The organism is Ideonella sp. P3_A4 (assembly GCF_056403075.1).
On the sequence record NZ_JBFUGE010000691.1, the window covers coordinates 1 to 2,965 of the forward strand.

A 2,965-nucleotide genomic window follows, 5' to 3' on the forward strand; every position below is an offset into this window, starting at 1 on the left:
GGAAGAACACCAGCCCTTTCGCCTGCGGCTGCTGCAGGTGCAAGGCATGCAGCTTCGCACCCGGCACCTCGACCCAGACACTGTGCACATCCGGCGCTGCCAGCGCCGGCGGGTCTTCACTCGGCCACGGCTCCGGGTAGAAAAGCAAACGCTCCTGCCTGAACCACAACCACGCCAGGGCCAGCAGATACAGGACGAGGGCCACACCAGCCAGCGCGGCCAGCCAACGAACGACAGGGGGAAGGCGAAGAAGCATTGAAGTCATCGGCAGAAGCGGTTGCCCAGCATACGCAGCGCCACTCGCTTCGGATGCCATCGTTGGCAAAAGAGAAAGGTTTGAGAGGCTTGACCGGGCGGCCGCGAAGAGCCGCGCCAATTTTGACGACCCGTACTTCTTGGCGCAGACTGCTGGGCTTATGGGTGACAGGCGAAACATGCCGCCAGCACGCATGCCGGAGTCGTGGGCAGATGGCTTGCAGGAGACACCCGCCATAGGTGGCGCACTACCACGTGTTCGACGGCTTGCCGGGCGAATTTGCGCTGCCTTCAGAACGCGGTGGTGCCAATGGCTGATGCTGCTGTGCCTTTGCGGAAGCAGCCTGCTGGTACGCGCCGAAACAGTCACCTACCCGCAGTCCGGATCGCCCGGCGACGTGCGGGACGCCTATCCAATCAAGCTGTTGCAGCTGGCGTTGGACAAGGCTGGAGCCGCGCAGTACGTGCTGCGGGTGTCGGACGTCCCCATGCTCCAGGGGCGCTCCTTCTTCGAGCTTGCCCAAGGCAACACGATCCGCGTGGCGTGGGGCATGACCTCGATCAAGCGCGAGACCGAGTTGCTGCCGATCCGCATTCCGATCTTCAAGGGCCTGATCGGCTGGCGGTTGCTGCTGGTACGGGAAGACCGGTCTTCCGCATTCGAGACGGTGCATGACGTGCGAGACCTGCGCCGCTTCGTCGCCGGCCAGGGGCATGACTGGCCCGACACCGACATCCTGCGTGGCAATGGCATCGAGGTGATGGGCGTACCGCTGTACGACAGCCTGTTTCGCATGTTGACCGCGGGGCGCTTCGACTACTTTCCGCGCTCCATCGTCGAGATCTGGGCCGAAGAAGAACAGCATCGCAAAGACGGGACGGTCATCGACCAGCATCTGCTGATTCGGTATCCCACGGCGTTCTACTTCTTCACCAACAGGAGCGACGCCGCACTGGCAGACACGATCCGCAGCGGACTGGAGCGTGCCATTGCCGATGGCAGTTTCGACAAGTTGTTCTGCGCGCAATACGCGCCGGCCATCGCTCAGGCGAAGCTGGAGCGTCGCACGGTCATCGAGCTGTTCAACCCGGTGCTGCCACCAGAGACACCGCTGGCACGCAAGGAACTCTGGTTCACTGCCGACCTTTGCGCCAACAGCAAGTGACCCCGCTTGCAAGGGGGCAGCCTCTGTCCGCTGACCACCTCAGGTCAAGTCGCCCGAGTCCTGCGCCGATTCGACTGGGTTGACGGGCAGATGYACGGTGAAGCAAGTCCCCTTGTTCAGCTCGCTTTTCACCTCGATGCGCCCACCGTGCTTGTGCACGATCCCATAGGACAGCGACAAGCCCAGTCCGGTGCCGCTGCCCACTGGCTTGGTGGTGAAGAACGGGTCGAAGATTCGATTCAAGATCTCAGGCGGAATACCTGAACCTGTATCGCATATTTCCACCCACACCCAATCGTCGGCGCAACCCGTGCGTATCTTGATGGCGCCGAACCCCGAAATGGCCTGGGCGGCATTCACCAGCAAGTTCATGAACACCTGGTTCAACTGCGAAGCCAGACACCTCACCAACGGCAACTCGCCGTACTCCTTGGTCACCGTGGCTTTGTATTTGATCTCGTTGTTGACGATGTTCAGCGTGCTGTCCAGACCTCGGTGCAGGTCTGTTTCCAGCCAGTTGGCCTCGCCTACATGGGAAAAATCCTTGAGCGCCTGAACAATGTCTTTGACTCGTTTCAGACCTTCTCGCGACTCCTTCATCAATTCAGTGATGTCGCTCTTCAAGAAATCTATTTCGGCTCTGGCCTTGACCTCTTCAAAACGCGCCGCAACCTCGGCGCAGCTGGTGGACTGAGCAATGGCCTCGCCGCACGAATCCAGGGCCTCGAACAGGGTCTCCAAATAGCTCTGCAGCGTACCAATATTGGAGTTCAAGAAACCAATTGGATTGTTGATTTCATGGGCAATACCGGCCGCCAGCTGACCCACCGAAGCCATTTTTTCAGATTGCAACAGCTGCTCGTGTGCATCCCGCAGTTTGCCTATCAACTGGCTTTGTTCAGCGCTGACCTCTTTCAGTGCCTCTTCCGCCACCTGCCGAGTTTTGACCTCCTGCCCCAGCATCAAATTCTTGGCGCTCAACTGCTTGTTCACCCGACGCAAAGCCAGATGCGTGCCAATACGCGCCATCACCTCTTCGATCTGAATGGGTTTCGTCACATAGTCGACAGCGCCCAACCTGAAACCTTTCACGACGTTGCTGGTGTCCGTCAGCGCGGTCATGAAAATGACGGGAATGTCCAGGACCGCAGGGTTCTCCTTCAAGAGGCGGCAAGTTTCAAAGCCATCCATGCCGGGCATCAGCACGTCCAGCAAGATGAGATCCGGTTTGACGAACGCCGCCCGCTTCAGCCCCTCCTGGCCATCTTGAGCGACCACGATGCGCAGACCTTGGTCTTCCAGATAGTCGGCCAGCACTGCCACATTCGCGGGCGTATCGTCGACGATCAAAATCGTTGACGATTCACCGGACTCAGGCAAGCGAGTGTTCATCGACGTGCATTCCCTTCAACGCAATCGTTGACCATATCCAGGATGGCCTTGGATTGGTATGACTTCGCCAAAACCCTTAACTTGTCGGCGAAAGGCTTGTACCTTGAATCAATAGCCTCGATGTGATCAGCCTGCCTCCGAATATCTCTCAT

The 2,965-nt window shown here is 59.0% G+C and carries 3 protein-coding genes; 1 reads left to right on the forward strand and 2 read right to left on the reverse strand.

What is annotated here, in order from left to right; all coding sequences use genetic code 11:
• Positions 1 to 256 (reverse strand): hypothetical protein (locus AC1DYI_RS31205; RefSeq protein WP_477207996.1); only part of this gene is annotated, 256 nt, incomplete at its 3' end.
• 139 nt (positions 257 to 395) lie between these two features.
• On the opposite strand from AC1DYI_RS31205, the gene AC1DYI_RS31210 reads away from it, so the two are divergent.
• Positions 396 to 1,421 carry a hypothetical protein gene (locus tag AC1DYI_RS31210; RefSeq protein WP_477207997.1) on the forward strand — a complete coding sequence of 342 codons (1,026 nt, stop codon included), beginning with the start codon at positions 396 to 398 and terminating at the stop codon, positions 1,419 to 1,421.
• A 39-nt stretch (positions 1,422 to 1,460) separates the two neighbouring features.
• On the opposite strand, the gene AC1DYI_RS31215 is transcribed toward AC1DYI_RS31210, so the two are convergent.
• Positions 1,461 to 2,813 (reverse strand): response regulator, encoded by a 1,353-nt coding sequence (locus AC1DYI_RS31215; protein ID WP_477207998.1) that lies wholly within the window; start codon positions 2,811 to 2,813, stop codon positions 1,461 to 1,463.
• Positions 2,814 to 2,965: the final 152 nt, after the last annotated feature.